This window comes from Lentzea sp. NPDC055074 (assembly GCF_053608005.1).
Map to the genome: position 1 here is coordinate 140,800 of NZ_JBSGUQ010000003.1, position 25,757 is coordinate 166,556.

The 25,757-nt window shown below is 70.3% G+C and carries 21 protein-coding genes; 14 read left to right on the forward strand and 7 right to left on the reverse strand.

The genetic code is table 11. The features are described from left to right. Window positions 1–18: 18 nt before the first annotated feature. From ACWF7A_RS07955 to ACWF7A_RS07990, 8 genes are read left to right on the forward strand one after another with little or no spacing between them, the layout of a single operon-like run. Window positions 19–1,698 carry an ABC transporter substrate-binding protein gene (locus ACWF7A_RS07955; RefSeq protein ID WP_452249691.1) on the forward strand — a complete coding sequence of 560 codons (1,680 nt, stop codon included), beginning with the start codon at window positions 19–21 and terminating at the stop codon, window positions 1,696–1,698. Beyond that, window positions 1,695–2,603: an ABC transporter permease gene (locus tag ACWF7A_RS07960; protein WP_452249692.1), complete on the forward strand. Its 909-nt coding sequence runs from the start codon at window positions 1,695–1,697 to the stop codon at window positions 2,601–2,603. Before ACWF7A_RS07955 ends, ACWF7A_RS07960 begins: the two co-directional genes overlap by 4 nt. Next, window positions 2,600–3,565, forward strand: a complete 966-nt coding sequence (locus ACWF7A_RS07965; protein ID WP_452249693.1) for a carbohydrate ABC transporter permease — start codon at window positions 2,600–2,602, stop codon at window positions 3,563–3,565. Before ACWF7A_RS07960 ends, ACWF7A_RS07965 begins: the two co-directional genes overlap by 4 nt. A gap of 4 nt (window positions 3,566–3,569) precedes the next feature. Next, window positions 3,570–4,592 (forward strand): LacI family DNA-binding transcriptional regulator, encoded by a 1,023-nt coding sequence (locus tag ACWF7A_RS07970; RefSeq protein ID WP_452249694.1) that lies wholly within the window; start codon window positions 3,570–3,572, stop codon window positions 4,590–4,592. A 15-nt stretch (window positions 4,593–4,607) separates the two neighbouring features. After that, the gene (locus tag ACWF7A_RS07975; RefSeq protein WP_452249695.1) at window positions 4,608–6,641 is read left to right on the forward strand and encodes a TIM-barrel domain-containing protein; all 2,034 of its coding nucleotides are present in this window, start codon (window positions 4,608–4,610) and stop codon (window positions 6,639–6,641) included. Further along, a complete protein-coding gene (locus ACWF7A_RS07980; protein WP_452249696.1) occupies window positions 6,638–8,590 on the forward strand; it encodes a beta-galactosidase in 1,953 nt (650 codons plus the stop codon). The genes ACWF7A_RS07975 and ACWF7A_RS07980 overlap by 4 nt, the downstream gene beginning before the upstream one ends. Then, a complete protein-coding gene (locus ACWF7A_RS07985) occupies window positions 8,587–10,038 on the forward strand; it encodes a glycoside hydrolase family 43 protein (RefSeq protein WP_452249697.1) in 1,452 nt (483 codons plus the stop codon). Before ACWF7A_RS07980 ends, ACWF7A_RS07985 begins: the two co-directional genes overlap by 4 nt. Next, complete coding sequence (locus ACWF7A_RS07990; RefSeq protein ID WP_452249698.1) at window positions 10,035–11,102, forward strand: SGNH/GDSL hydrolase family protein; 1,068 nt, start codon at window positions 10,035–10,037, stop codon at window positions 11,100–11,102. The genes ACWF7A_RS07985 and ACWF7A_RS07990 overlap by 4 nt, the downstream gene beginning before the upstream one ends. 1 nt (window position 11,103) lies before the next feature. Here the strand turns inward: ACWF7A_RS07990 and ACWF7A_RS07995 are convergent, their stop codons facing one another. Then, window positions 11,104–11,529 (reverse strand): nitroreductase family deazaflavin-dependent oxidoreductase, encoded by a 426-nt coding sequence (locus ACWF7A_RS07995; protein WP_452250147.1) that lies wholly within the window; start codon window positions 11,527–11,529, stop codon window positions 11,104–11,106. 212 nt (window positions 11,530–11,741) lie between these two features. Here ACWF7A_RS07995 and ACWF7A_RS08000 point away from each other — a divergent pair, with 212 nt between their 5' ends. Genes ACWF7A_RS08000 through ACWF7A_RS08010 form a run of 3 tightly spaced genes read left to right on the forward strand, consistent with a single transcriptional unit; the run spans window position 11,742 to window position 14,004 of the window. Further along, window positions 11,742–12,194 carry a hypothetical protein gene (locus tag ACWF7A_RS08000; protein WP_452249699.1) on the forward strand — a complete coding sequence of 151 codons (453 nt, stop codon included), beginning with the start codon at window positions 11,742–11,744 and terminating at the stop codon, window positions 12,192–12,194. Between the two features lie 32 nt (window positions 12,195–12,226). Further along, complete coding sequence (locus ACWF7A_RS08005) at window positions 12,227–13,363, forward strand: sensor histidine kinase (RefSeq protein WP_452249700.1); 1,137 nt, start codon at window positions 12,227–12,229, stop codon at window positions 13,361–13,363. Further along, entirely contained in the window at window positions 13,363–14,004 is a 642-nt protein-coding gene (locus tag ACWF7A_RS08010; protein ID WP_452249701.1) for a response regulator, read from the forward strand. Before ACWF7A_RS08005 ends, ACWF7A_RS08010 begins: the two co-directional genes overlap by 1 nt. Here the strand turns inward: ACWF7A_RS08010 and ACWF7A_RS08015 are convergent. The 6 genes from ACWF7A_RS08015 to ACWF7A_RS08040 form a co-directional block, all read right to left on the reverse strand. Further along, window positions 13,997–14,446 carry an RDD family protein gene (locus ACWF7A_RS08015; protein WP_452249702.1) on the reverse strand — a complete coding sequence of 150 codons (450 nt, stop codon included), beginning with the start codon at window positions 14,444–14,446 and terminating at the stop codon, window positions 13,997–13,999. The genes ACWF7A_RS08010 and ACWF7A_RS08015 overlap by 8 nt on opposite strands. Window positions 14,447–14,606: 160 nt before the next feature. Next, entirely contained in the window at window positions 14,607–15,416 is an 810-nt protein-coding gene (locus tag ACWF7A_RS08020) for an expansin EXLX1 family cellulose-binding protein (RefSeq protein ID WP_452249703.1), read from the reverse strand. Continuing rightward, complete coding sequence (yjfF, locus tag ACWF7A_RS08025) at window positions 15,413–16,375, reverse strand: galactofuranose ABC transporter, permease protein YjfF (protein ID WP_452249704.1); 963 nt, start codon at window positions 16,373–16,375, stop codon at window positions 15,413–15,415. Before yjfF ends, ACWF7A_RS08020 begins: the two co-directional genes overlap by 4 nt. Continuing rightward, on the reverse strand, window positions 16,372–17,352 hold the full coding sequence (locus ACWF7A_RS08030; protein WP_452249705.1) for an ABC transporter permease: 981 nt from the start codon (window positions 17,350–17,352) through the stop codon (window positions 16,372–16,374). Before ACWF7A_RS08030 ends, yjfF begins: the two co-directional genes overlap by 4 nt. Next, window positions 17,349–18,884, reverse strand: coding sequence for a sugar ABC transporter ATP-binding protein (locus ACWF7A_RS08035; RefSeq protein ID WP_452249706.1), 1,536 nt, complete (start codon window positions 18,882–18,884; stop codon window positions 17,349–17,351). Before ACWF7A_RS08035 ends, ACWF7A_RS08030 begins: the two co-directional genes overlap by 4 nt. A gap of 86 nt (window positions 18,885–18,970) precedes the next feature. Further along, on the reverse strand, window positions 18,971–19,945 hold the full coding sequence (locus ACWF7A_RS08040) for an ABC transporter substrate-binding protein (protein ID WP_452250148.1): 975 nt from the start codon (window positions 19,943–19,945) through the stop codon (window positions 18,971–18,973). 156 nt (window positions 19,946–20,101) lie between these two features. On the opposite strand from ACWF7A_RS08040, the gene ACWF7A_RS08045 reads away from it, so the two are divergent. From ACWF7A_RS08045 to ACWF7A_RS08055, 3 genes are all read left to right on the forward strand, one after another. Beyond that, window positions 20,102–22,570: an alpha-L-arabinofuranosidase C-terminal domain-containing protein gene (locus tag ACWF7A_RS08045; protein WP_452249707.1), complete on the forward strand. Its 2,469-nt coding sequence runs from the start codon at window positions 20,102–20,104 to the stop codon at window positions 22,568–22,570. Then, window positions 22,567–24,003 carry a family 43 glycosylhydrolase gene (locus ACWF7A_RS08050; RefSeq protein WP_452249708.1) on the forward strand — a complete coding sequence of 479 codons (1,437 nt, stop codon included), beginning with the start codon at window positions 22,567–22,569 and terminating at the stop codon, window positions 24,001–24,003. The genes ACWF7A_RS08045 and ACWF7A_RS08050 overlap by 4 nt, the downstream gene beginning before the upstream one ends. Window positions 24,004–24,111: 108 nt before the next feature. After that, window positions 24,112–25,098 (forward strand): LacI family DNA-binding transcriptional regulator, encoded by a 987-nt coding sequence (locus ACWF7A_RS08055; RefSeq protein WP_452250149.1) that lies wholly within the window; start codon window positions 24,112–24,114, stop codon window positions 25,096–25,098. Window positions 25,099–25,757: the final 659 nt, after the last annotated feature.

The window sequence follows — 25,757 nt, forward strand, 5'->3', positions numbered from 1 at the left end:
CGAAGGATCGGTTCCGTCATGGGCATCGAGTTGAACCGCAGAAGCTTCCTGAACGCCGCCGTCGCCGCCGCGGGACTCGCCGCGGCCGGGCCGCTGCTGTCCGCGTGCGGTGGCAGTGCGGCGCAGCGGGCCGGGGTGAACTCCGAGGCGGGGCTGAAGGCCGCCCTGCCCGCCCACGTGCCGCTCACCTCGATCAAGCCGGACATCCCGTCCGTCGCGGGCGGCCCGGACGTCCTGACCGACCCCGGTTTCCTGAGCTACCCGGCGAACCGCGTCGCCACGGTGCCCGGGGTGCCGGGCCGGGGTGGCCGCTACTCCGCCGTCGTCCCGCTGTGGGGCACGATCCCGCCCGCGGACAACGCCTTCTACCAGGCCATGAACAAGGCGCTGGGCGTCGAGCTGGAGATGAAACCGGCCGACGGCAACACCTACAACACCATCGTCTCGACGATGACGGCGGCGAAGCGGCTGCCCGACTGGATCAACCTGCCGTCCTGGTGGAACCCCAACTTCAACACCGGCGGACTGGTCGGCAACCAGCTCGCGGACCTGACGCCGTTCCTGTCGGGCGACAACGTGAAGAAGTACCCGAACCTCGCGGCCATCCCGACCGCCGCCTGGAGGGCCGGGGCGTGGGGCGACAAGATCTACGGCATCCCGAGCTTCTCCTCGGGGTTCGTGGTCGCCGGGACCACGTACTACCGGCGGGACGTCCTGGAGGCCAGGGGCATCACCGCGGACCAGGTGAAGTCCGCCGACGACCTGATGAACCTGGGCAAGGAGCTGACCGACGCCAAGGCGGGCGTCTGGGCGTTCGACGACGTCTACACCTACCTCTACACGGCGTTCGGCGCGCCGCTGAAGTGGAAGGTGGACAACGGAAAGCTCATCCACCTGTACGAGACCGACGAGTTCTTCGAGGCCGTCGACTGGCACCACCGCCTCGCCACGGCCGGGTACGTGCACCCCGACGCGCTGGCCGGTGACACCGCGGGCACCACCCGTTTCTACGCGGGCAAGGTGCTGATCGCGGGCGGTGGCACGGGAGCGTGGAACCTCGCCGACCACCAGAACGGCGTGGCCGCGAACCCGGGCTACCGGCGTGGAGCGTTCGACTTCTTCACCGCCGACGGCAAGGGCACGCCCCGCGTCGACATGGGCCCGGCCACCAGCATCGTCAGCTACCTCAACGCGAACCTGAAGCGCGAGCAGATCGAGGAGCTGCTGGCCGTCGCGAACTACCTCGCCGCTCCGTTCGGGTCCGCCGAGTACACCGCGGTCAACTTCGGCGTCGAGGGCACGCACTTCACCACGGCGGGCGGGGTGCCGACGCCCACCGACGCGGGCCGCAAGGAGGTGCAGGCGCAGACCTTCCCGTTCCTCGCCTCGCCGGCCCAGGTGATCAGCAACCAGACCGCGCAGGGCGTCACCCGCGACCTCGCCGCCTGGCAGGCCGCGAACGCCAAGGCGCTGGCCAAGCCCGTGTTCTGGGGCATGAACATCAGCATGCCGCAGGCACAGGCCACCGCCGAGGCCGCGCAGGCCGTCACGGACACCGTCAAGGACTGCTACCGGGGCAAGAAGAAGGTGCAGGACGTCAAGGACGCCGTCGCGACCTGGAAGGGCAGCGGAGGCGGTGACCGGTTGATCCAGTGGATGAACGACAACGTGCTGCAGAAGTACGGCTCCGGGCAGTGACCACGCTGCGGGTGAGGCTGCGGCGCGACCGCTCGCTGATCCTGATGACGCTGCCCGCGGTCCTCCTGCTGCTGGTGTTCAACTACGTGCCGCTGTTCGGCGTCGTCACCGCGTTCCAGGAGTACGACCCGCTGTCCGGCGTCACCGGCAGCCCGTGGGTCGGGCTCTACCAGTTCGAGCGGCTGTTCGGTGACCCGCTGTTCTGGGGCGCGGTGCGCAACACGCTGTACCTGAGCTCCGTGCAGCTGGTGCTGTTCTTCCCGGTGCCGATCGCGTTGGCGTTGCTGCTCGACTCCGTGCTGAGCGAACGGGTCCGCAACTTCATCCAGTCCGTCGTGTACCTGCCGCACTTCTTCTCGTGGGTGCTGGCGATCACGATCTTCCAGCAGATGCTCGGCGGCGCCGGCGTGCTCAACCAGTTCCTGCGCGGCCACGACCTCGGCACCTGGGACGTCATGACGAACCCGGACACGTTCGCGCTCCTGGTCACCTCGCAGGTGATCTGGAAGGAGGCGGGCTGGGGGATCATCGTGTTCCTGGCGGCACTGGCGGCCATCAACACCGACCTCTACGAGGCGGCCGCGGCGGACGGCGCCGGACGGTGGCGGCGGCTGTGGCACATCACGTTGCCGGGCCTGCGGGGCGTGATCGTGCTGATGCTGGTGCTGCGCCTGGGCAACGCGCTGACCGTCGGCTTCGAGCAGTTCCTCGTGCAGCGGTACGCGGTCGGCCACGACACGGCGGACGTGCTCGACACGTTCGCGTTCTACTTCGGCATCGCCACCAACGACTACAGCTACGGCGCGGCGGCGGGCCTGTTCAAGGGCGTCATCTCCCTGCTGCTCATCTGGGGTGCGAACAAGCTGGCGCACGCCTTCGGCGAAGACGGGTTGTACCGCGCATGACCGACACGTTGACGAGGGTCCGGGCTCGTGAGGAAACCGTCGCGCCGCGACCGGTCCGCCGGAACAGGGCGCGGCCGCCGTGGGAGGAGCAACCGACCGCCGCGGGCGAGGCGGCCAAGGGGTTCACCCTCGGCGGGGTGCTGCTGATCGTGCTGGTGCCGCTGTGGATCGTCATCGTCACGAGCCTGTCCACGCAGGGCGCGGTGAACAGGGCCGGCGGCCTGGTGATCTGGCCGGACGGCCTCACGCTCGACGCGTACCGGGTGATGCTCGAGGACTCGACCGTGCGCACCGCCCTGCTGGTGAGCCTCGGCGTCACCGGGATCGGCACGCTGGTGTCGATGGTGGTCTCGATCCTGTGCGCCTACGGGCTCTCCCGGTCGCGGTCGCTCGGCCACCGCTTCCTGCTGACGTTGCTGATCGTCACGATGTTCGTCAACGGCGGCCTGATCCCGACGTTCCTCGTCGTCACCGGGCTCGGCGGGTACGGGCAGTGGTGGGCGCTGGTGCTGCCGAGCGCGGTGTCGGTGTTCAACATCCTGATCCTGCGGGCGTTCTACTCGAGCACGTCGGCCGAGATGATCGAGGCCGCGCGGATCGACGGCGCGGGGGACTGGCGGATCCTGTGGTCGATCGTGTTGCCGACCTCGCGTGCCGTCACGGCGGTGATGGCGTTGTTCTACGGCGTCGGCTACTGGAACTCGTTCTTCAACGTGATGCTGTACCTGCCGACGGACAGCGAGAAGTGGCCGTTGCAGTACGTGCTCTACACCTACGTCAGCCGGGGCAACGGGATGCCGGGCTCGGTCAACCAGGGCTTCGGCGACGCGCTCTCGCAGACCGCGCCGCTGTCGTTGCAGATGGCCGTGGTGGTGCTGACGCTCGTGCCCCTGCTCCTCGTCTACCCGTTCGTGCAGAAGCACTTCCGAACCGGCGTCCTGACCGGCGCGATCAAGGGCTGAGCACATGGTGACCATTGCCGACGTGGCGAGGCACGCGGGCGTGTCGTCCAGCACGGTGAGCTACGTGCTCAGCGGCAAGCGCGCGATCTCGGAGGAGACGCGGCGCCGGGTGCGCAGTTCCGTGCAGGCGCTGGGATATCACCCCAACGCGGGTGCGCGGGCGCTGGCGGCCCGGCGGTCGCACATCATCGCGCTGATGGTGCCGTTGCGCACGGACGTCTACGTGCCGGTGATGATGGAGATCGCGATCTCCGTGACGACGGCGGCCCGCCGGCACGGGTACGACGTCCTGCTGATCACCAGCGACGAGGGCCCCGGCGGCGTCCGCAGGATCGCGGCCAGCGGTCTGGCCGACGGCGTGGTCCTGATGGACGTCGAGCTGGACGACGAGCGCATCCCGGTGCTGCGGGCCCAGGAGACCCAGGCCGCGCTCATCGGACTGGCCGACGACGCCCGCGGACTGTCCTGTGTGGACCACGACTTCGCCGCCGCCGGGGCGTTGTGCGCGGACCACCTCGCCGATCTCGGGCACCGGGAGATCGCGTTCATCGGCTACGGCTCCGGCGTCTACCACCGGCACGCGGGCTACGCCGAACGCACGCTGGCCGGTTTCCGGGACAGGGCGGGACAACGCGGTCTCCGGTTCCTGCACCGGACCTGCGAGGGCACCTACGAGAGCACCGCGGGGACGTTGGCGCGCGTGCTCGCGGACCGTCCGGGCACCACCGGTTTCGTGGTGCAGAACGAGGGCGCGATCGGCCCGTTGCTGAGCCTGCTGCGCACCGGCGGCCGGACGGTGCCCGAGGACGCCTCGGTGGTCGCGCTCTGCCAGGACCAGCTGGCCGAGCAGTTCGCGCCGCGGCTCACCGCGGTGACCGGCTCGGCGCAGGACCTCGGCCGGGTCGCCGTCGAGCAGATCATGCGCCGGCTCGCCGCCGCCCACGACGGTGGCAGCCCGGCCGACGAACGGGTGCTGCTCACGCCCGTCCTGACCGTGCGCGACAGCACGGGACCCGCACCGCACTGACCCGAGGAGTCCCGCATGTCCCCGTACCTCCGAGACCTCGGCACCGCGCTGGAATGGCGGGCCGCGGGCGAGACCCTCCGCGTCGAGGCCTGGGGCCCGGACGCCGTGCGCGTCCGGTCGACGCCCGCCGGCCCGTTGCTCGACGACCTCCCCGGCGCCCTGCTGGACACCCCGCCGGACAGCGAGGTGGAGATCAAGGTCGGTGCGCACCACGCGACCCTCGTCACCGGCGGGCTGACCGTGCGGATCGACGCCGGCACCGAGGGCGCGCTGACCCCCGACCTGCCGGCGTCGGCGGGACGGCTCACGTTCAGCAGGACCGAGGACGGCACCGAACTGCTGGCCGAACAACCCGCCCACTTCTGGTGGCCGGGACCGCGACTCGCCACCGCGACCGGCAACGGCCACCACCGGCTCGAACAGCGTTTCCGCGCGTACCCGGGAGAACGGCTCTACGGCCTCGGTCAGCACACCCACGGCCTGCTGGACCAGAAGGGCGCCGTGATCGACCTCGTGCAGCGCAACGCCGAGGTCACCATTCCGTTGGTGATCTCCGACCGCGGGTACGGGCTGCTGTGGAACTCACCGGCCATCGGCCGGGTGGAACTGGCGGAGACCGGCACCCGCTGGGTCGCCGACAGCGCTCGCCAGATCGACTACTGGGTCACCGCGGGCCGACCTGCCGACGTGCTGCGCCGCTATGCCGGTGTGACAGGGCGTTCGCCGGTGCTGCCGGAGTGGGCGTCGGGCTTCTGGCAGTGCAAGCTGCGCTACCGCGACCAGGACGAGCTGCTGGAGGTCGCCCGCGAGTACCGGCGGCGCGGGCTGCCGTTGTCCGTGATCGTCTGCGACTTCTTCCACTGGACCCACCTGGGCGACTGGCGGTTCGACCCCGCGGAGTGGCCCGATCCCGCGGCGATGGTGCGCGAGCTCGACGAGATGGGCGTCCGGCTGATGGTCTCGGTGTGGCCGTCGGTGAGCCCGGCCAGCGAGAACTACCACCCGATGCTCAACCAGGGGCTGTTGGTGGGCACCGAGTTCGGCCCGATGGCGCACGCGGACTGGCCGGACAAGGGACTCGGCGCCTACTCCGCCCAGGTGGCCTTCTACGACGCCACCGACCCGTCGGCCCGCGAGTACGTCTGGGAACGGCTCCAGCGCGGGTACCACGACCTCGGCGTGAAGGTCTTCTGGCTGGACGCCGGAGAACCCGAGCTGAAGCCCGGCCACCAGTACAACCTGCGCTACCACGCGGGACCCGGCCTGGAGGTCGGCAACCTCTACCCGCGCGAGAACGCCCGCACCGTCCACGACGGACTCCGCGCGGCGGGGGAGACCGAGATCATCTCGCTCAACCGCTCGTCGTGGGCGGGCGCGCAACGGTACGGCGCCGCGCTGTGGTCCGGTGACATCGGCACGGACTTCGCCACCCTGCGCGCGCAGATCAAGGCCGGGCTCAACGTCATGCTGTCCGGAATCCCCTGGTGGACGACGGACATCGGCGGCTTCCACGGCGGCGACCCGGACGACCCCGCCTACCGCGAGGTCCTGGTGCGCTGGTTCCAGTACGGCACCTTCTGCCCGTTGTTCCGCCTGCACGGTTTCCGCGGCGCCGAGCAGGTGCTGGAACCCGGGATGACCGGCCTGGCCAACGAGGTCTGGTCGTACGGCGAGGAGGCCTACGAGATCCTCGCCGAGCACCTGCGCCTGCGAGAACGCCTGCGCCCGTACGTGATGGAGCAGATGCGCGTCACCGCCGAGACCGGGCTGCCGCCGATGAGGCCGGTGTTCCTGGAGTTCCCGGACGACCCCTGGGCGTGGCAGGTCGAGGACGCGTTCCTGCTGGGGCCCGACCTGCTCGTCGCCCCGGTGACCGAGGCCGGTGTCCGCGAACGGGAGGTCTGGCTGCCCGCCGGTGCGCGGTGGACCGACGCGTGGACCGGCGAGCGGCACGACGGCGGTCAGACCCTGACAGCGGCGGCTCCGATCGAGCGCATCCCGTTGTTCCTGCGCGACAACGCGGTTCTACCCGTGCGGGGTGAGCCGTGATCACAGAACGCCTGGGGGGCTTGGCTTTCGGCGGCGACTACAACCCCGAGCAGTGGGACGAGCAGGTGTGGAAGGAGGACGACGCGCTGATGCGCGCGGCCGGGGTCAACCTGGTCACGGTCGGCGTCTTCTCCTGGGCCCTGCTCGAACCCGGGGAAGGGTGCTACGACTTCGAGTGGCTCGACGCGCACCTGGATCGCCTGCACGCCAACGGCATCGCGGTCGACCTGGCCACGCCGACGGCCTCACCGCCGCCGTGGTTCACGCTCGCGCACCCGGACGCCCTGCCGGTCACCGCCGACGGCACCAGGCTGGTCCACGGCAGCCGGGACACCTACTGCCTGACCGCGCCCGCCTACCGGGACGCCGCCCGGCGCATCGCTTCGGCATTGGCGCAACGGTACGGCGACCACCCGGCGGTGGCGTTGTGGCACGTGCACAACGAGTACACGACGTTGTGCTGGTGCGAGCACACCGCCGCAGCGTTCCGCCTCTGGTTGCAGGCCCGCCACGGGTCGCTCGACGTGCTCAACGAGGCGTGGGGGACGGCGTTCTGGAGCCAGCGGTACACCGCGTGGGAGCAGGTCCTGCCGCCGCGCGCGACCCAGTGGCACCGCAACCCCGGGCAGGCGCTGGACTTCAGCCGGTTCTTCTCCGACGAGGTGATCGCGGCCTACCGGGAGCAGCGGGACGCGATCCGGGCGTTCAGCGACCGGCCGGTGACGACCAACCTGATGTTGCCCGGCTACCAGAACGTCGACCTGTGGGCGCTCGGCCGCGAGGTCGACGTCGTGGCGATCGACCACTACCCGGACGCGCCCGGTCTCGACGCGGCGGCGGACGTCGCGTTCGCCGCGGACCGCGCGCGGTCGTTCGCGGGTGGCAGGCCGTGGCTGTTGATGGAACAGGGCACCAGCACGGTCTACGCCGGCGACCGGGTGCTGGCCAAGGAACCGGGGGAGGTGCTGCGCCACTCGCTCGGCCACGTCGCGCGCGGGTCGGAGGGAGCGTTGTTCTTCCAGTGGCGGCAGTCGAAGGCGGGTGCCGAGCAGTGGCACTCGGGAATGGTGCCGCACGCCGGGCCGGACAGCCGGATCTTCCGCGAGGTGAAGGCGACCGGTGCGGCGCTCGCCCGTCTGGCCGGTCTGGCGGGGTCGACCGTCACGGCGGAGGTGGCGGTGCTGCACGACTCCGATGCCTGGTGGGCCTTGAACTCGGACGGTCTTCCCTCGGCCGAGCTCGACTACCACTCGGCACTGCGCGCGGCCCACCGGGCGTTGTGGGACGCCGGGGCGGTGGTCGACTTCGCCCACCCGGCGGCGGATCTGCGCCGCTACCGGCTGGTTGTGGCGCCGTCGTTGTACCTGTTGTCCGACGAGGGAGCGGAGAACCTCCGCCGCTTCGTCGGCGACGGCGGCACGTTGCTGGTGCAGCACTTCAGCGGAGTCGTCGACAGCCGTCTGCACGCACGGCTCGGCGGGTATCCGGTGGCGGCGTTGCGCGAGACCCTGGGTATCAGGGTCGAGGAGCACCGGCCGTTGCGGCGCGACGAGCGGATCACGTTGTCCGACGGTTCCCGCGGCACGGCCTGGAGCGAGTCGATCCGGCTGGAGGGCGCCACCGCGGTCGCGACCTACACCCACGGCGTGCTCGCCGGACTTCCCGCGCTGACCCGCAAAGGCGCGGCCTGGTACCTCTCGACCCGTCTCGGCGCCCTGGACCACGCGGCACTGCTCGCCGGGCTGCTGGACTCCTCCGGCGTGGTGCTGCCGGTGATGCCGCCCGGAGTCGAGGCCGTCACGCGAGAAGGGCCCGAGTGCCTGTGGCACTTCGTGCTCAACCACAGCGGTGGTCCCGTCGCGTTGCCGCTGCCCGCCCGCGACCTGCTGACCGGCAGGCTCGTGGGCGAGGTGCCGGCCGGCGGATGCGTTGTGCTGGAGGAGAGATGATCCCTGGAATGCACCCCGACCCGAGCATCTGCCGGGTCGGGGAGGACTACTACGTGGTGTGCTCGACCTTCGAGTACTTCCCCGGGATCCCGGTCTTCCACAGCACGGATCTCGTGCACTGGAAACAGATCGGCAACGCGCTCGACCGGCCGAGCCAGCTGCTCCTGACGACCTCGACACCGTCGTCCGCTGGGATCTACGCGCCGACCCTGCGCCACCACGACGGGCGGTTCTGGCTGATCGTCACGAGTGTGAGCCACGGCGGCGGGAACATGATCTTCACCGCCACCGATCCAGCCGGGCCGTGGTCCGATCCCGTCTCGCTGCCCGGTGTCGAGGGCATCGACCCCGATCTGGCCTGGGACGACGACGGGAACTGCTGGTGCACGGTCGCCGGGGTGCGGCAGTACCGCATCGACCCCGTCACCGGTGAGAACTTCGGCCCGCCGCACCAGTTGTGGTCGGGGTCGCCCGGCGCGAGGTTCCCGGAGGCGCCGCACCTGTACCGGATCGGCGACCACTGGTACCTGATGATCGCCGAGGGCGGCACAGAACGTGGGCACGCCGTCTCGATCGCGCGCGGAAGCTCGCCCAACGGCCCGTTCGAGCCATGCCCGGCCAACCCGATCCTGTCCCATCGCGGCATCGACAAGCCGGTGCAGAACACCGGCCACGCCGATCTCGTGCAGGCTCCGGACGGATCGTGGGGGATGGTGCTGCTCGCCGTGCGTCCGGGCGGCGGCACGCCGGGGTGGCACGTGCTCGGCCGTGAGACCTTCTTCGCGCCGGTGACCTGGGTCGACGGCTGGCCCGTGGTCGGCGAGCCGGTGCCCCGTCCCGAATCCGCGGAGCTTCACCGGGACGACTTCGACGGCGACCTGGCGCCGGCCTGGATCTCCGTGCGCGACCGTTCCGAGAAGCACTGCACCACCGCGGAACGCGCCGGATGGCTGACGCTGCACGCCCGCGGGGCCGGAATGGACGATCCCGCCGTCGTGTTCGCCGGGCAGCGCCAGCGGCACCTCTCCTGCGTCGCCCGCACCCTGCTGGACCCGGCGGACGGCAGCGGCGGTCTGGCGGTCCGCCTCGACGAGGAACACCACTACGAGATCGAGGTCGCGGCGGGCCAGGCGCGGGTGCTGGCCCGCATCGGCCCGCTGAGCACCGTCGTCGCGTCCGAGCCGGTGCCGGACGGGCCGGTCGTCCTGGTGGTGAGGGTGGACGAGGAGCGGACGCCACAGGACGCTCGCCGGGGCCCGGACACCCTGACGTTCGGCACGGAGACACCCGACGGCACCTTCACCGCACTCGCCACGCTCGACGGCAAATACCTGTCGACCGAGGTGGCCGGGGGTTTCACCGGTCGCGTCATCGGCCTGTACGCCGCGGCGGGCACCGTGCGCTTCGACTGGTTCGAGTACGGCTCACCCGATTGCGAGGATTCATGAACCGATCACGAGCGACAGCTCTCGTTGCTGTGGCGGCCTTGGTGCTCACGGCCGCGCCGGCGGCGGCGGGCGTCACCTACCAGGCGCACACCGCGGGCCGCGTCACGAAGACCGGCCAGTACACCTGGCCCGGCGTCTACTTCGAGGGCCGGTTCCGCGGCACCGGGATCGGCGTGGTCCTCAACGACCCGGTCAACGACTACGACGTGCAGGTCGACGGCACGACGGTCGCGTCGCTGGTGACTCCGGGCGCCGTCACGCACTGGGTGCGCGGGCTGAGCGACACCGTGCACCGCGTCCGGCTGGTCAAGCGCACCGAAAGCCCGTGGGCCGCCGGGGAGTTCGGCGGGTTCGTCGCCGCGGACGGTGGCGCGGTGCTCGCTCGTCCCGCCGCGCGCTCCCGGCAGATCGAGTTCGTCGGCGACTCCCTGACCGCGGGCTACGGCAACCTCTCGACCACCCGTGACTGCTCCGCGAACGGCGGGGTCACCCGCAACACCAACACCGACCTGAGCTTCGGCGCGATCACGGCCCGCGCCTTGAACGCCGACTACCAGGTCAACGCGTACTCCGGGCTGGGCGTGGTGCGCAACTACAACGGCCACTCCGCCGGCACGAACTACCGCACCTACTACGACCGCGCGTTGCTGAACGTCGAAGGCGACGTGTGGCGCGTTCCGGCGTCCTGGCGGCCGCAGCTCGTCGTCGTGGGGCTGGGCACCAACGACTTCTCCACGCCGCTCAACCCCGGTGAGCAGTGGGCAACGCCGGAAGCCCTGGTCAGCGACTACACGGCCGCGTACCAGGGCTTCCTCGACAAGCTGCGCACCCGTTACGGCAAGCGCACGATGATCGTGGTCGGCGTCCCCGAGGGGTCAGGCAGGTTCGCTGACGCCGCCCGCCAGGTCGTCCAGGACCGGGGTGACGACCGCGTCCGCCTCTGGAACTACGACGACCCCGCGCTCGACCGGCTGGGCTGCGACTGGCACTTCTCGGCGCGCGACCACCGGTTGATCGCCGACAAGCTCAGGACCTACCTGTCCACGATCCCCGTGCGCTGGTAGCTCACCTGGGGTCGAGCACGAACAGCGGGATCTGCCGGTCGGTCTTCTCCTGGTACTCCGCGTAGTTGGGGAAGGCCGCCACGGCCCGCTCCCACCACCGCGCCCGCTCGTCACCGTCGACCTCGCGGGCGGTGAAGTCCTTCGCCTCCGCGCCGTCCTGCAGGACGATCTCGGGGTGAGCCTTGATGTTGTGGTACCAGGTGGGGTGCTCGGGCGCGCCGCCCTTGGACGCCACGACCGCGTAGCTGCCCTCGTGCTCCACGCGCATGACCGGGGTGTAGCGGAGGGCGCCGCTCTTCGCGCCGCGCACCGTCAGCAGCACGATCGGCCGGCCGAGTACCTCGACCCCCTCGGTCGTCCCGGTCTCGAGGATCGTCTTCGTCTGCTGCTGCACCCATTCGGTGGGGCTGAGCTTCACGTCTGCCATGTCCACGATCAACGATTCTGCTGCACCCTTCATTCCCCCGCAGATCAGCGGGCGGAGAACCGCACGTTCGTGGACCGCACGGCGGGCGCGGGTGTGCAAGCCCGGCATGCTGGCGGTGGTGCCGCACCGCCGCAACCGGGCTCTCGTCCGAAAGTACGAGATGGCAACCCGTTGTGGCGCAACGGCTTCCCGGCGCTTCTACGGTCGTGATCATGACTACTGCAACGGGCCGGACCACTCCGCCGGGCACCATCATCGCGGCTTTCACCGGGTTTCTCGTGTCGTGCGTTTTCGCGGTCACGTCCGTGGGTGTCCTGGTGGGCACGCACGACGACCTCGTCGACGCGCTGAGGGCGTCGGGTACGACGATGACCGAAGAGCAGTTGCAGAGCGCCGCCACCTTCACGCAGGTGTTGTTCGCGAGCATCGCGCTGGTGATCGCGCTGGTGCAGCTGTGGCTTGCCTTCAAGCTCCGGTCGGGACGCAACTGGGCCAGGGTGGTGCTGACCGTGTTCACGGTGTTCCAGGTGGCGTCGCTGTTCATCGGCGAGGGGACGGCGACGCTGCCCGCGTACGGCGGCGCGCTGGTGGCGGCGATGGCGGTGGTGGCGAGCTACCTGCCCGCCTCCAACGTCTACTTCGACACCGTGAAGAGGGCGGGGTAATCCGTCACGGGGGCGGGGTCGAGAATGCCCGCATGACCGGAACGCCGGCGCGGCGCAGCGTGTTCGTGGCCGAGGTCGGCGCGCTGCTCGTGGCGGTGGTCGTGGACGCGGTGCTCGCGGTCGACGGGGACGGCCCACGAGGCCTGCTGGGCCCGCTGCTCGCCATGGTCGTGCCGTACGCGGGGGAGGCCGCCGCGGTCCTCGCGGTGCTGCGGCGCAGGTTCCCTCGGCGGATCGAGCTGCTGGCGGGCGCGGTGATCGCGCTGTCGCTCGCCGGGACAGCGGTCGCGGGGCTCGTGGAACGGGCTCCTGTGCGACCGCCGGTGACGGAGGTGCTGGCGGTGCTGTTGCTGGTCGCCGCCGGATGCCGCCGGCTTCCTCCGGCGCGGGCGGCGGTGCTCGCCACCGCCGCCTGCGTCACCGTCGTGCTCGCTCCGGTCGTGCGCTACGGCCTCGACTCGCTGTTCCCGGTGGCCGCCGCACTGGCCTGGGGTGCCGCGATGGTGCTGGGCCTGATCCTGCGCGACGCCGACGCCCGGCACCGCCGTGAGCTGGAACGCGTCCGCAACGACGACAGGCTGCAGCTCGCCCGCGACCTGCACGACCTGGTGGCGCACCACGTCACCGGCATCGTGGTGCGGACCCGAGCGGCCCAGGCGGTGCCCTCCCAGAACCCCGCCGAGGTCTACGACGAGATCGAACAGGCGGCGGCCGAAGCCCTGACCGCCACCCGAGGACTGGTCGGCGTGCTGCGCAGCGACGACCCGCTGCCGTCCCCGAGCCTCGCGCTGGGGGACGTGGTGCGAGCGGCGGCAGGGGACGCGTCGGTGCACATCGCCGCCGACGTCGAGGCGGTTCCCTTGCCACCACAGGTCTCCGTCGCGCTGCACCGGGTGGTGATGGAGGCGCTGACCAACGCGCGGCGCCACTCACGGGCCGCGGTCGTGCGGGTCGCGGCACGGTCCGAGGAGGGTGAGCTCGTGCTGGAGGTCGACAACGACGGCGTGCTGCCCGGCACTGCTGGTGGGGGCGGGTACGGCGTGACGGGCATGACCGAGCGGATGGCCGCGCTGGGCGGGGAGCTCACCGCGGGCCCGCACGGGGACGGTGGCTGGCGGGTGACCGCCCGGATCCCGCACGACTTCGACGGCCTGCCGAGGGGCATCTGATGACCATCCGCGTGCTGATCGCCGACGACCAGACCCTGGTGCGCACCGGTTTCCGGCTGGTCCTCGACGCCGAGCCCGGCATCGAGGTGATCAGCGAGGCCGCCGACGGCGAGTCAGCGGTGCGCCTGGCCCGGCAGCTCCGGCCGGACGTGACGCTGATGGACATCCGCATGCCGAAGCTGGACGGCCTGCGCGCCACCGAACTGCTGGCGGGACCAGGCGTCGCGGACCCGTTGCGGGTACTGGTCGTCACGACCTACGACGTCGACGCGAACGTCTACGCGGCTCTGCTAGCCGGGGCCTGCGGGTTCCTGGTGAAGGACGCCCGGCCGCGGTTGCTGGTGGAGGCCGTGCACGCCGCGGTCAGGGGAGAGGCACTGGTCTCACCCGCCGTCACGGTGCGCCTGCTCGCCCACTTCACCGCGGGCGAGAGTCGCGGCCACGGCACCCCGCTGACCGGCCGCGAACTCGACGTGGTGCTCGCGGTGGGCCGCGGCCTGACCAACGCCGAGATCTCCCGGCACCTGACCATCTCGTTGTCCACGGTGAAGTCCCACGTGACCAACGCCGGTGGCAAGATCGGCGCCCGCAACCGGACCGAGATGGCGATCTGGGCCTGGCGCAACGGGTTGCTCAGGTGATGCGGCGGACCACGGTCCCGGCGACCATGTCACCGAGCCTCTGGTGGCGCGGCGTCACGGCGATCAGCACCGCGCCGACCAGTCCGAGCAGCAAGCCGTCCACCGCCATCAGCAACCACCGCACGAAGTAGTCCCGCAACGACGGCTCGCCGCCGCGCACGGTCGTGATCCTCAGCCCCAGCCACCGCATCGCCGGTGTCGAACCGCCGTGCCGGTACGGGTACCAGATCTCGACCCACACCACGCCGAGCAACGACACGGCGACCACCGTCGCCACCGGCATCCACGTGAACACCTCCTTCGGTGCTCCGAGCTTGATCAGCGGCAACGCCAGCAGGACGCCGAGGACCAGGCTCAGGACGGCGGCGACGCACAAGAGCACCAGCTCGATGACGTGCTGCCAGTAGCGGCGGAGAACGATCGATCGGGCGTCATTGGCCACAGGGCAATCTAAGAGGACGCGGCCACCGTCGTCCCACGCGGTACAAACCTTGCCGCTGAGGCCACCGCGGTGCGACCTGCACGCCTGAAGTGACAGGGGATGCACCCATCACCGTCTGCAAGTGACGCGGATCTGGGTTCGAGGTCTGGCGGCGAACTCATCACCCAGCACGACGGAACTGCAGTGGCGTGGCCTGGATCGTGTCGGGCTTCACCGGCAGGGCGTTCACGACCAGGCGTTCACCGTGGACGTCCGTGACCGCGATCGAACCGCCGCAGCCGACGCCGTCCTCGGCGAGGAAGTAGTTGTACTCGGCGCGCTTCAGCTGCCGCCACTGCCCGCCCGCCTGCACTTCCAGCCGTGCCACGGGGTTGCGGTGGTCGAGGACCTGGATCCCGCACCAGTACTGGCTGGACCCGGACTTGTAGCGGATCCCGATGGTCTTGGACGTCTCCGGGCTGACGATCGTCCAGGTGATCGGGATTTCGCCTTTCACCGGCGGTGCGAGCTGTGCGAACGCCTCCGCGCTGAGGTCCAGCTGGCCCGGCCGGCACGGTGCCGGGCAGAGGTTCGTGATCCGCACTGTCAGGCTCTTTCCGCCGGCCTCGACCAGCACGAACGCGCCGCAGGCCGCCGAGTCGCCGTAGTCCGCCTCGTTCATCGCGGCGGTCAGCGGGTCGGGGCCGGGGTCGTACGAGCAGGCGCCACCGCCGTCGGAGTCGTAGAACGTCGCGACACCCGTCCGCCGCACGGCAGCCGGTTTCGGAGCGACGCTGGAGGCCGGAGGCGCGCTCGTGGTGGTCGTCGTCGCCGTGGTCGTCGTCTGCGCAGGTGGCGGGGCTGTGGTCGTGGTGGTCGGGCCGGCGACGGGTGTGCCCGCCACGCCTTCCCGGCCACGCAGCGCCACCACGCCGACGGCCGCCACCAGCGCGGCCACGAGTGCGTACAGCAGGAGGCGCTTCCGTGTCACCGCCGAACCATAGTCCGCTGCACGGCGATGAACACCAGCAGCAGCACGCCGATCACGATCTTCGTCCACCACGAGCTGAGCGTGCCCTGGAACGAGATCAGCGTCTGGATCGTGCCGAGCACCAGCACCCCGGCGAGGCCGCCGAGCACGTACCCGACACCGCCCGCCAGCAGCGTTCCGCCGATCACGACGGCCGCGATGGCGTCGAGCTCCATGCCGACGGCGTGCAGCCCGTACCCGGAGAGCATGTAGAGGCTGAACAGCAGTCCGGCGAGCGACGAGCAGAGGCCGCTGATGACGTAGACGCCGACCTTGACGCGGGTCGTCGGCAGGCCCATGAGCAGCGCGGACGACTCGTTGCCGCCCACCGCGTAGACCGAGCGGCCGAAGCGGGTGCGGTGCAGGACGTACATCGCGGCGGCGACGACGACCAGTGCGATCACGACGTTGTAGGTGATCGTGACGCCGCCGGGCAGCTCGATCGCGGCGGTGGCGACCGAGCGGAACGTCTTGTCCTTGATGGACACCGACTCCACGCTGATCAGGAAGCACAGGCCGCGGGCCAGGAACATGCCGGCGAGCGTCACGATGAACGGCTGGATGTCGAACCGGTGGATCACGAGCCCCATCAGCAGCCCGAGCGTCGACCCGGTCAGCAGCACGACGACGATGACCAGCGGGACCGGCCACCCGGCCTTGAGACCCGAGGCCGTGATCATCGTGGACAGGGCGACGACCGAGCCGACGGACAGGTCGATGCCGCCGCTGAGGATCACGAACGTCATGCCGGCCGCGAGCACGATGAGGAAGGCGTTGTCGATGAACAGGTTCGCGATCACCTGGCCGGACGCGAACCCTTCGTAGCGCGCCGAGCCGACCCCGAACGCGAGGACGAACAGCGCGACGGTCGCCAATACCGGCAGGAACCGCGTCGGCACCCGTGGGGCGAGTGCGGTCATGAGACGGCCACCTTCCGGAAGCTCAGTGCGGCACGGGCCTTGGGCGCCTGGACCAGGCACACGGCGATGACGACGACGGCCTTGAAGACCAGTGTCACCTCCGGGGCGACGCCGATCGTGTACACGGTGGTGGTGAGGGTCTGGATGATCAGCGCGCCGAGCAGCGTGCCCGTGAGCGAGTAGCGCCCGCCCGCGAGCGACGTCCCGCCGATGACGACGGCGAGGATGGCGTCCATCTCGATCCACAGCCCGGCGTTGTTGGCGTCGGCCGCGCTGACGTTGGAACTGATCATCAGCCCGGCGATGCCCGCGCAGACCGCGGCGAACACGTAGACGGTCCAGATGAGGGTCCGCGAGCGCACGCCGGCGAGTCTCGACGCCTCGGGGTTCACGCCGACGGCCTCGATCAGCATGCCCAGCGCGGTCTTCCGCGTCACGAACGCCACCAGCCCCAGCACGAGCAGGGCGATCAGGATCGAGACCGGCAGCACCACGAACCCGGCGCCGACCTGCCGGTACGCGGTGTTGTTGACCGTGACGATCTGTCCTTCGGTCACGAGCATCGCCACGCCGCGCCCGGCCGTCATCAGCACGAGCGTCGCGATGATGGGCTGGATGCCCAGTCCTGCCACGAGGAACCCGTTCCACAGTCCCAGCGCCGCGCAGAGCACCAGCGCGATCGCCATGCCCGCCAACGCCGTGCCGGTGCTGTCCGACGTTCCGATGTGGACACACGTCACCGCGCCCGCGATGGCCGCCACCGCGCCGACGGAGAGGTCGATGCCCCTGGTGGCGATCACGAGCGTCATGCCCAGTGCGATCAGGAGGGTCGGCGCGCCGTTCTTCAGGACGTCGACCAGGCCGCCGTAGAGGTGGCCGTCCTGCATGCGCAGCGCGAAGAACGACGGCGTGACGGCGAGGTTGAGCAGCAGGAGCGCGGCCAGTGCCAGCAGTGGCCACAACAGGCGGTTCTTCACGAGACCACTTCCTTCTCCGGCGCCGCCCCGCCCGCGATCAGCTCGACGACCTCGTCCACCCCGGTCACCGAGCCGTCCAGCTCGGCGATCTTGCGCCGGTCGCGCAGCACCACTATCCGGTCGGCGATGCGCACGACCTCCTCCAGTTCCGCGGAGATGAACAGCACCGCCGTGCCCTCCGCGGCCAGCGTCGTGACGAGCTGCTGGATCTGGGCCTTGGCGCCGATGTCGATGCCGCGGGTCGGTTCGTCGAGGATGAGCAGACGCGGTTCGGTGACGAGCCAGCGCGCCAGGAGGACCTTCTGCTGGTTGCCGCCGGACAGGGTGCGCACCAGCGCGTCCGGGTTGGCGGGCCTGATGTCGAGCGCCTTCAGGTACTTCTCGACCAGCTGGTCCTTGGTCCTGCGCGGCAGCGGGCGGGTCCAGCCACGTGCCGCCTGCATCGCGAGCACGAGGTTGTCGCGGATCGAGAGGTCCGCGACGAGGCCCTCGCCCTTGCGGTCCTCGGAGCTGAACGCGATGCCCGCCGCGATCGCCGACCGGGGTCCGCGCAGGCGCAGGGGGGCGCCGTCCACGAGCAGCCGGCCGGAGTCCGCGCGGTCGGCGCCGAAGAGCAACCGGGCCAGCTCCGTGCGTCCGGAGCCCAGCAGGCCCGCGAGGCCGACGACCTCGCCCGCGCGGATCTCGAGGTCGAACGGTTCGATCGCGCCCCGCCTGCCCAGTCCCTCGGCCTCGACCAGGACGGGGCCTTGGGCCGTGCGCTTCTCGGCGGCGTCCTCGATCGCCTCCAGCGCGCCGAGGTCGCGGCCGATCATCTGCGCGATGAGCGTGCGCCGGTCGACGTCCGCGGTGAGGTGCTCGCCGACGAGCGTTCCGTTGCGCAGCACCGTCATCCGGTCGGAGATCTCGTAGACCTGGTCGAGGAAGTGCGACACGAACAGGATCGCCACGCCCTCGTCGCGCAGCACCCGCATGATCCGGAACAGCTCCGCGACCTCGCCCGCGTCCAGGCTGGACGTCGGCTCGTCGAGGACGAGTACGCGGCAGTCGACCGCGATCGCACGGGCGATGGCGACCAGTTGCTGCACCGCGATCGGGTGTTCGCCGAGGCTCGACGCCGGGTCGATGTGCACGCCGATGCGCGCGAGCACCTCGGCGGCACGGCGGCGCATCGCCGGGAAGTCGATGCCGCCGAGACGGCGAGGTTCCCGCCCCAGCAGGATGTTCTCCGCGACCGTGAGGTTCGCGCAGAGGTTGACCTCCTGGTACACCGTGCTGATCCCGGCGTGCTGGGCGTCGGCGGGGGAGGAGAACGCCACCTCGTCACCGCTGAGCACGACCTGCCCGCTGTCGGCGCGGTGCACGCCCGTCAACGTCTTGATGAGAGTGGACTTCCCGGCGCCGTTCTCGCCCATGAGAGCGTGCACTTCGCCGGGGAACAGCCGGAAGTCGACGTCCTGCAACGCCTTCACGCCGGGAAACGCGAGGCTGATGCCCCGCATCTGCACGACAGGGGGCGGTGACTCGGTCATGGGCACTGTGCCTTCGTCGCTGGGCCGCGGGGCCCGTCACCCGGATGCGCGTCCATGACGGGTCCCGCGGGGTCTCTGGCGGTGAGTCAGTACTGGCGCTGCGGAAGCGCGGCCTTCGCCTGCTCCTGCGTGAACGTGCCCTCCTCGGTCACGACCCGCTCCGGCACCTGCTCACCGGCGACGACCTTCTTCGTGAGCTCCATCAGCTGCTTGCCCAGCAACGGGTTGCACTCGACGATGAAGTTGATCTCGCCGTTGGCCAGCGCCTGCATGCCGTCCTTCACCGCGTCGACGGTGATGATCTTGATGTCCTTGCCGGGCACCTTGCCGGCCGCCTTGATGGCCTCGATCGCGCCCAGGCCCATGTCGTCGTTGTGCGCGTACACCACGTCGATCTTCGGCTGGGACTTGAGGAACGCCTCCATGACCTGCTTGCCGCCGGAGCGGGTGAAGTCACCGGTCTGCGAGGCGACGACCTTGATGTCGGACTTGGCCGCGATCTTCTCCTCGAAGCCCTTCTTGCGGTCGATCGCGGGCGCCGCGCCGGTGGTGCCCTGCAGCTCCACCACGTTCGTCGGGCCGGAGGCGTTGGCCACCAGCCAGTCGCCGGCCTTGCGGCCCTCCTCGACGAAGTCCGAGCCGAGGAACGTCTTGTAGAGCGACGTGTCGTCGGAGTCGATCGACCGGTCGGTGAGGATCACCGGGATGTTGGCGCGCTTGGCTTCCTGCAGCACGGTGTCCCAGCCGGTCTCGACGACGGGGCTGAACGCGATGACCGACACCTTCTGCTGGATGTAGGAGCGGATCGCCTTGATCTGGTTCTCCTGCTTCTGTTGCGCGTCGGAGAACTTCAGCTCGATCCCGGCCGCCTTGGCCTCGTCCTGGATCGACTTGGTGTTGGCGGTGCGCCAGCCGCTCTCCGCACCCACCTGCGCGAAGCCCATCGTGATGGTGTCGCTGCCGGACGAACCGGTGCTCGCACCGCCTCCTGAACCGCACGCGGTGAGCGCGCTCAGCAGGACCACGCTGGCGACTGTCGTGATCTTCTTCAGCACTGGGATTCCTCCGGTGTGACGACGGTGTCGCGGAGCTCGACCGCGTGTCCGCGGTGGTCAGGTGGACAAGAGTGAACGCTCACAACTTTCGCGTCAAGGGCTTGCTCGTAACGAGTTGGCAGCCCTATGTTAACGCTCACTTCCGAGCTTGGGAGGAAACTCGTGCCCCGCAAGCACGTCCTGTTCAGCGCCGCTCTCGCGGCCAGCCTGCTCGTCGCCGTTCCGGGATCGGGAGCGGCCGCCGAAACCGACTACACGCTCAAGATCGACGCGTCCGGGAAGGGGCCGTCGATCGAAGACTCGATGTACGGCGTCTTCTTCGAGGACATCAACCGCGCCGCCGACGGCGGTCTGTACGCCGAGCTGGTGCAGAACCGCTCGTTCGAGTACGACCCCGCGGACAACGCGAGCTATCAGGGCCTGACCTCCTGGGCGCCGCACAGCGGCACCGTGGACGTCGCCGACGACAGCGGCCGGATGAACGAGCGCAACCGCCGTTACCTGAAGCTGGGCCTGCCCGCCGGCGTCATCAACTCCGGCTACAACAGCGGGATCGCCGTGCAGGGCGGCCAGCGCTACGACTTCTCCGTGTGGGCGCGGGCCGACCAGGCCGCGCAGCTCACCGCCACCATCACCGATCCCGCCGGGACCGCGCTGGGCGACCCCGTGAAGGTCCAGGTCCGCGGTGACGGCTGGACCCGGTACACGGGAACGATCCGCGCGAAGAGCTCCACCACGACGGGCAGGCTCCTGGTGACCGGCGGCGGCACCGGGACCCTGCGCCTCGACATGATCTCGTTGCTGCCGCAGGACACCTACAAGGGCCACGGCCTGCGCCGCGACCTCGCGGAGAAGATCGCCGCGCTGCGGCCCGGCTTCGTCCGCTTCCCCGGCGGCTGCCTGGTCAACACCGGCAGCCACTACGGCTACGACGCGCCGAACTTCGAGCGCCGCCGTTCGTACCAGTGGAAGGACACCATCGGCCCGGTCGAGCAGCGCGCCACGAACTGGAACTTCTGGGGCTACAACCAGTCCTACGGCCTCGGCTACTACGAGTACTTCCAGTTCTCCGAGGACGTCGGCGCCATGCCGCTGCCCGTCGTCCCCGCTCTGGTCACCGGCTGCGGGCAGAACCGCGCCACCGACGACCCCGCGTTGCTGCAACGGCACATCCAGGACACGCTCGACCTGGTCGAGTTCGCGAACGGCCCGGCCGACTCCGTCTGGGGTCGCAAGCGCGCCGAAATGGGGCACCCCAAGCCGTTCAAGCTCACCCACCTCGCGGTCGGCAACGAGGAGAACCTGCCGGACGAGTTCATGGCGCGGTTCACGCAGTTCCGCGACGCCATCAACGCGAAGTACCCGGACATCACCGTCGTCAGCAACTCCGGCCCCGACGACACCGGTGGCACGTTCGACCGCCTGTGGCAGCTGAACAAGCAGGCCGGCGTGAAGATGATCGACGAGCACTACTACAACAGCCCGAGCTGGTTCCTGGAGAACAACAACCGCTACGACTCCTACGACCGCAACGGTCCGAAGGTGTTCCTCGGCGAGTACGCCTCGCAGGACAACAAGTTCTCCAACGCGCTGAGCGAAGCGGCGTTCATGACCGGGCTCGAACGCAACGCCGACGTCGTGAAGCTCGCCTCGTACGCGCCGCTGCTGGCCAACGAGGACTACGTGCAGTGGCGTCCGGACATGATCTGGTTCAACAACCACGCGTCGTGGGGCTCGGCGAGCTACGAGATGCAGAAGCTCTTCATGAACAACGTGGGCGACCACGTCGTGCCGAGCACCGCGTCCGCCACGCCGTCCACCCAGGCGCCGATCACCGGTGCGATCGGGCTCTCCACGTGGGCGACGGCCGCGACCTACGACGATGTGAACGTGACCAACGCGTCCGGCCAGCCGTTGTTCAGCGACGACTTCTCCGGGACCGACACCCGGTGGACGAAGTCCGGCCGTGGCGCGTGGAACGTCGTGAACGGCGCCTACGTGCAGTCGGACGCCGCCGCCGAGGACACGCTCGTCACGGCGGGGGACAAGACCTGGCGCGACTACACGCTGAACGTCAAGGCCACCAAGCAGTCCGGGCGTGAGGGTTTCCTCGTCGCGTTCGGCGTGCAGGACACCGGCAACTACTACTGGTGGAACCTGGGAGGCTGGAACAACACCCAGTCCGCGGTGGAGAAGGCCGTGGGCGGCGGCAAGAGCGTGCTGGTCAGCAACGGCACCCGCATCGACACCGGCCGCACGTACGACGTGCGCGTGGAGGTCCGCGGCCGGCACGTCGCGCTGTTCCTCGACGGGCAGAAGTGGGGCGAGTTCACCGACGACAAGGTGGCCGAGCCGTTCCGCCAGGTCGTCACCCGCGACCTCGCCACCGGTGAGCTGATCGTCAAGGTCGTCAACGCCCAGGACAACGCCGCGCGCACGCGCGTCGACCTCGGCGTTCCGGTGGCGTCGACGGCGCGGGCGACCGTGCTGCAGGGCCGGCCCGACGACGTGAACACCGAGTTCTTCCAGCCGATCCGCACCCGTGCGGAGCAGATCAAGGTCGCGAGCAGCTTCACCCACACGTTCCCGCCCCACTCCGTCACGTTCCTCCGGATCAGGAGCCGCTCGTGATCACCCGACGATCTCTTCTGGCCACGGGCGGCGTGCTCGCCGCGACCGGCGCGCTCACCTCCGCGACGCCCGTCGCGACCGCCGCCGAACCCGTCGCCGAGGTGCCGACCCGCAACCCACTGGTCGAGCAGCGCGCCGACCCGTTCATCACGCCGCCGACCGAGGGCATGTACTACCTGACCGGGTCCGTGCCCGAGTACGACCGGGTCGTGATCCGCGGCGCGTCCACTCTGGACGGTCTGTCCGCCGCCCGTGAGCGCACCATCTGGCGGCGGCCCGCGTCGGGGAGGACGGGCGGGTACATCTGGGCGCCGGAGCTGCACCGCATCGACGGCAAGTGGTACGTCTACTTCGCCGCCGGGGACAAGGACGAACCGTTCCGCATCCGCACCTACGTGCTGGAGTCGCCGAACGCCGACCCGCGCGAGGGCGGCTGGGTGCTGCGCGGGCAGATGGTGACGGCGTGGGACACGTTCACACTCGACGCCACCACGTTCGCGCATCGCGGCAAGCGCTATTTCCTGTGGGCGCAGAGCGAGCCCGGCATCGCGACCAACTCGAACCTCTACATCGCCGAGATGGCCTCGCCGCTCGCGTTGAAGAGCGCGCCGGTGCGGATCGCGACGCCGACGCTGTCGTGGGAGGTGCAGGGCTTCAAGGTGAACGAGGGGCCCGCGGTGCTGATCCGCAACGGCCGGGTGTTCGTGACGTTCTCCGCGAGCGCGACCGACGCCCGTTACTGCATGGGCCTGCTGACCGCCGACGAGAACGCGAACCTGCTGGACGCGCGGTCGTGGACGAAGACGCCCACGCCGGTGTTCGTGACCTCCGCCGCGACCTCGCAGTACGGGCCGGGGCACAACTCGTTCACGACGGTGGGGTCGGCCGACGTGCTCGTCTACCACGCCCGCGACTACCGCGACATCACCGGTGATCCGCTGTTCGACCCGAACCGGCACACCCGCGTCCAGCGGCTGCACTGGAACGCGGACGGCACACCGTCGTTCGGGGTGCCGGTCGGGCGTGGCGGGCCGATCGTGCGGCTGTCGCCTGTGGACGCACCGTCGCTGGTGGTGCGGCACTACGAGTACCGGCTGCGGGTCGACGGCAACGTCCGCGACGTCGCCGACTCGCAGTTCCGCTTCGTACCGGGACTTCTGGGCTCGGGCACCGTCGCGCTGCAGTCCGTGAACTTCCCCGACCGCTACGTGAGGGTGGACGGGGACGTGGTCCGCATCGACCCGTTCGAGGACACCGATGCGTACGGCCGTGCGGCGAGCTTCGTTCGCGTACCGGGACTTTCGGACCGTGGCGCGGTCTCGCTGCGTGCCGGCGCGGACACGTATCTCGCACATGACACCGGCCGTGTCATGTTGTCCAGACCAGGTAACGACCGCGACGCGCGCCGACGTGCCACATTCCGCCTGGAATGAGTGGACAATGAGCACTGCATCGATGCCGGCCTGCTGTTATCGCTAACATCACCGGTGCAGATCAAGGATCGGAGACCGCCAGTGGAGAAGACCTCGCGTGACCCCGCGATGACCGATGTCGCTCGACTCGCCGGGGTGTCGCACCAGACGGTCTCGCGTGTGCTCAACAACCACCCGAACGTCCGCGAACAGACCAGGCTGCGCGTGCAGGCGGCCATCAAGGAGCTCGACTACCGCCCCAACAGGGCGGCCCGCGCACTGGTCACCGGCAAGACGCAGCTCATCGGCGTCGTGGCGCAGAACTCGACGCTCTACGGCCCGGCCTCGCTCCTGTCCGCCTTCGAGGAGGCGGCAGGCGAGGCCGGCTTCGCCGTCAGCGTCGGCAGGGTGAAGGTGCTCGACCGCGACTCCATCTCCGCCGCTGTCGAACGCCACCGCGACCAGCGGGTGGCGGGCATCGTGGTGATCGCCCCGAACTCGTCGGCCGCGGACGCCCTGGCCGACGTACCGGCAGGCGTCCCGCTGGTGACCGTGGACGGCGACCCGGACCGCCCGACACCTCTGGTCACCGTCGACCAGGCCCTGGGAGCGTTCGAGGCGACGAAGCACCTGATCGACGCGGGCCACGAGACGGTCTGGCACGTCTCGGGCCCGGCGGACTGGTTCGACGCCGCCGGCCGCGTGGACGGCTGGCGCACGGCTCTCGACGCCTGCGCCGCCGAGGTGCCCCCGGTCGTGGCGGCGGACTGGAGCGCCGCCTCCGGCTACCGCGCAGGGCAGATGCTGGCCAGGATGCCCGAGGTCACGGCCGTGTTCTGCTCGAACGACCACCTGGCCCTGGGCGTGCTGCGGGCGATGAGCGAGCGCGGCAGGAAAGTGCCGCACGAGGTGAGCGTCGTGGGCTTCGACGACGTGCCCGAGGCGGCCTATTTCATCCCGCCACTCACGACCGTCCGTCCGGACTTCGCCGCGGTGGCGCGCGAGACGCTCGGGCTGCTGCTGGAGCAGATCAGCGACGGGGAGACGGCCCGGCCTCGGCGGACCGTCGCGCCGACGCTGGTGAAGCGGGAGAGCGTGGCGCCGCCGCCCAGCTAGGCAGGGACGCGGCGGCTCGGCAGGGACGCGGTGGCTGGGTAGGGACGCGGTCGTTCGGTAGGGGCCTGCCCGGACAGCCTGCCCGGACAGGCCGGGCTCGCACCGCCAGGCAGGGGCCGCCCGCTGGTCGGGGTCGCCGCTCCGCCGGGTGGGGCTGCCATGCCGCGAGTCGGAGGCTGCCGCATCGCCGGACAGGTCTCGCGCAGCTGGTCGGCGCTGCCTGTCGGCGCTGCCGCCGGACTGAGCGGGACTGCCACACGCTCGGTGGTCCGCTGCACCCGTCGGCAGGGCTCCTGCACCGCTCGGCAGGGCTGCTGCACGGCTTGGCAGGGCTGCCGGATCTGCTGGGCCAGGCCGCCGCCCTGCTGGGCACGGGAGTGGCGACGTGCGCCGTGCTCCCGCCGTGCTTGTGGGTGGCGAGGGGTGTGACGTCACCTGCGAATTGGTCCCGGAGGGACGCTCGCCGGCGCGGTCGGGTCGCTGGCGTCCGCCATACCGCCTGCCGCATCACTTCGGCACGTCACGCACCGCTTCTCATCGCGCCGCCGCTTCTCATCGCGCCGCCGCTTCTCATCGCGCCGCCGCTTCTCATCGCGCCGCCGCTGCCCGTCGCGCCGCCGCTTCTCATCGCGCCGCCGCTGCCCGTCGCGCCGCCGCTG